4 protein-coding genes are annotated in these 3,730 nt (G+C 44.4%); 2 read left to right on the forward strand and 2 right to left on the reverse strand.

The annotated features are described in order from the left end of the window. Nucleotides 1–72 precede the first annotated feature (72 nt). A complete protein-coding gene (locus BC349_RS11305; protein WP_187256050.1) occupies nucleotides 73–615 on the forward strand; it encodes a hypothetical protein in 543 nt (180 codons plus the stop codon). Between the two features lie 249 nt (nucleotides 616–864). Further along, on the forward strand, nucleotides 865–1,293 hold the full coding sequence (locus tag BC349_RS11310; RefSeq protein ID WP_187256890.1) for a hypothetical protein: 429 nt from the start codon (nucleotides 865–867) through the stop codon (nucleotides 1,291–1,293). Between the two features lie 307 nt (nucleotides 1,294–1,600). Here the strand turns inward: BC349_RS11310 and BC349_RS11315 are convergent, their stop codons facing one another. Then, nucleotides 1,601–2,749 carry an IS91 family transposase gene (locus BC349_RS11315; protein ID WP_187256029.1) on the reverse strand — a complete coding sequence of 383 codons (1,149 nt, stop codon included), beginning with the start codon at nucleotides 2,747–2,749 and terminating at the stop codon, nucleotides 1,601–1,603. A 3-nt stretch (nucleotides 2,750–2,752) separates the two neighbouring features. Continuing rightward, complete coding sequence (locus BC349_RS11320) at nucleotides 2,753–3,694, reverse strand: tyrosine-type recombinase/integrase (RefSeq protein ID WP_187256030.1); 942 nt, start codon at nucleotides 3,692–3,694, stop codon at nucleotides 2,753–2,755. Nucleotides 3,695–3,730 lie beyond the last annotated feature (36 nt).

Here is a 3,730-nt window from a genome sequence, read left to right on the forward strand (position 1 = left end):
CGTTGGCTGCTATTTAGACAGACCACAATAATTTGAAATCATTTTAAGACCATCAAAACTTTTAAATCACCAATGCGACTTACAAAGACTGAAATGTTTACAATGCTTTCCTTAGTTGCACCTTATTTTTTTGCATTATTATTTTTCAGACACACAGACATTTTTACTTTTTTAGGGCTTATAGGATTTTGTGCATTATTTATTATCGGCTGTTTGATAATTCTTCTATTGACAAAACAGACAAAATTTAGAAAGTTATATTACTTTATTGCAACTGCCATTAGTGTGACAATATTTTTAACTTGTAGAGATGGGCTTATTAATACAGCTGACAAAATATTCTTTTCAATTCACAAATCTCGAATGACTGAAACTGTTGTAGCAATTGAAAAGGCACGACAAGAAAATAAACAAATTGAAATTCCGCAATTAAGCTTTGCTGCTGTTGACACACTTGAAAGTGGAGAAGTAATTTTTACATTAGACGGAATGCTTGATAACTGTGTAGGAATTGCATATTCAAAAGACAATACTAACCCAGGATATACTAACTGTGGACGAATTATAGAATGGAAAAAAATTGACGATCATTGGTATTTGTGGTACACAACGTAGAATAAAACAGCAGCCAACATATGGTTTTGTGCAAGTTGGGCTAGACGGAATTCGCCATCAACTTTTGTACTACTATTTAACTTAAGTTCCAGCTCGACAGAACGCTATTGAGCAAAAGAATAAATCATCAACTTTTACCTACACATTTGGCTGACGTTTACAAGCAGACGGAACTCGAAATCCCCAACCTGCACAAAGCCTCGAACGTTATGGGCAATGCATGGTCCCAATCGCTAAAGTCAATAGTTAATGATTCAATCAAAATACATACTTGATATCCTAGATCTAACATTTGACGGTTTAGACTTTGAAGATTCGTTGCGGAAGCAAATCCCTTTTCTGTCGGAGAAACACGAAGAACATACAGGTATTGGACTCATTATCGACTTTCTGGTCGAGCCAGGCATCGAGTTATATAGATCCAGCGCTGATAAAGCACAGAATTTGGACACTCAAGGAAATAGAACCGAAATGCTAAATGGTGTTGAAATCAAGAACGAAGAGTTGAAGGTCTTGGCCGATGCAACGGTTCATTTAACGAATGGGATTATCGATTGTGTTGAGATTCTCAACAAGAATGGCGAAATGTATCCGTTAAAGGAACTACAAGAATACGAGTTAACTCAACTCTGGTTGGATATCACCCAACGACGATCAATTAAGAAACGAAAGCTTTAATCGCGGCAAGCACTGCCCATAACAACTAAGCTTCGTCGGGTGCGAAGCGCCAACGATGAAGCGGATGTTGCACGGAACCTTGGTAGCCGGGCTATTACTTATGGGGTTTGAATAGTAGAAGTTACTGGTTTAAGAAATGAAAACCGGAGGATTAAACTGATCTGGAGTTGCATGATGGATTTACTCCCTTCAAAAGGATAGCTAATTTTATTCCGGATCAGGATTTTCTATTGATTCTCCTGGCAATCATGCAATGTTTTCATAGGTAATGGATATAAAATTCCCAGGCCTGTTCGGCAATCAGCTTTCAAAGGGTCGTCTTTACATTTGATGTTACCTGGTTCAATATTGCAATAGGTGGTCCCCGATGATCAAAATCCATCACGTGTTGCATGCGGCCTTTTTTGCAACAGGGACAGCTGGCTTCAATTGGTACGGATAGTTCTGCAGTAGGTTGCTCTTTTTTGTTGCGGTTCTGCTTCGGAGTTAATTGTTCCCGGATCGTTGGAAGTGATGTCTGCTTTACCGCATTACTCAACATCCCATAATGCCGAATCCGCACAAATCCTTTAGGCAGGATGTGCAGCGCAAAGCGCCGGATAAATTCTACTGCAGATAAACACATTTCTTTTTTAGTACCTGCCTGTCGGTAATCCTTGTAGGTAAACTGAACAGTTTGATCATTGACTGCCGTGATGCGATGATTGCTGATCGCAATCTTATGCGTATAGCGTCCCAGGTATTCAATCACCTGGTCAGGTCCACCGAAAGGACGTTTGGCATACACTACCCAGGGGGTAGCAAAAAGCTGGTTGAAAAATTCCGGTGGCTGCTCCGGAAACGCTTTTCGCAAGGCTGCTGCATACCGGGCCCGGAATACCGCACTCAGGGCTTTTACCGGATAGAGGAACTTGCCTTTGCAGCGGGTGCTTTTCCAATGGCCCGTAGAAGTGATACCCCCACCCGGAACGATACAATGCAGGTGCGGATGCAGGGTGAGTGTTTGTCCCCAGGTATGCAGGATGCTGATCATACCGGTTTGAGCACCAAGGTGTTTTGGATCCGATGCAAAAGATTGAATCGTACTCCAAACGGTTGAGAATAGCAAACCATAAACAACAGCCGGTTTATGCAACGCCAGTTGATTGATCGCCTCCGGTAATGTAAACACCACATGATAGTACGGAACAGGCAATAGTTCTTCCTGCCGGGCCGCCATCCAGGCTTCCCGCTGCTGTCCCTGGCACTTGGGACAGTGGCGATTGCGGCAACTGTTATAGCTGATACGCAGGTGCCCGCAACTATCGCACTGATCAATATGCCCGCCCAGTGCTGCCGTTCTGCAGCGCCGGATCGCATGCAGGGTGCGCCACTGCCAACTGTTTAAGGATAGTTGCTCATTTGCTCGCTCCCAGTGCAGGTTCAGAATAGTGGCCAGTTCAAAAGCCGGTTGCACGGTTTACCTGCCGTAAAGCTGATCCAGCACGCTGAGGGGTGGTCGATCAACGGGTTGCGCAACATGTAAATAAATCATCGTGGTATCGATGCTCTCATGGCCCAAGAGTTTTTGGATGGTCATGATATCGATGCCAGCTTCCAATAAATGCGTGGCATAGGTATGACGAAGGGTATGAACCGATACTTCTTTTTTAATGCCTGCCTGTTTGACTGCCTGGGTAACGGCCCACTGCACACCACGTTGGGAATAGCGGCTGTCAAAATCGCCTCCTTTGCGGCCTTCAATTGAAGGATCGCCTTTGCCATTGAAGAGCCACTTAACAGGACCTTCGGCATCGATGTATTTTTGAAGTCCGGCTGCCAGTACCGAGCCAATAGGAACATAGCGATCTTTCTTGCCCTTGCTTTGCCGGATGTGCAACATGCGGCGGTTCAGATCAATGTCTTTGAGTTGCAGGCTACGCACTTCCATACAGCGAAGGCCACAGTCATACAGTAGAGCGATCAGGATCCGGTGCTTAAGCAAAGTAGGTGTGTGCAGCAGCCGTTTTACTTCTTCCCGGCTCAGAATTACCGGAAGTTTTTCTTCCCGTTGAATGGCAGGCAGGGCAATGCGTTTGTCATCCAGTCCTTCCAGCCGGAATACAAACCGAAGGCCATACACAGTGTGTTTGAAATAGGATTCCGAAGGCGTGTTGTGTTGTTGCTGCAGGAGATACAGGTAATCTTCAATCTGATCTTCATCGAGTTCAGTAGGCAGCGTGTTGAAATGTAAGGCCATCTGTGCCAGGTGCCGGGCGTAATTGTTGAGGGTGCTTTCGCTTCTGCCGGATGTCTTCATGCGACGCTTGAGCCGCTTGAATAAATCATGAAAACCAGTTACATTAGCACATGCCTGGGCAACCAGTGTAGAGGGACGCGGAGAACGGTTTGTAGTAGTCATAAATTTTGATTTTTGTTATATCAAAAAGCTACAAAC

Source organism: Flavihumibacter stibioxidans, from assembly GCF_014332695.1.
GTDB classification, from domain to species: domain Bacteria; phylum Bacteroidota; class Bacteroidia; order Chitinophagales; family Chitinophagaceae; genus Flavihumibacter; species Flavihumibacter stibioxidans.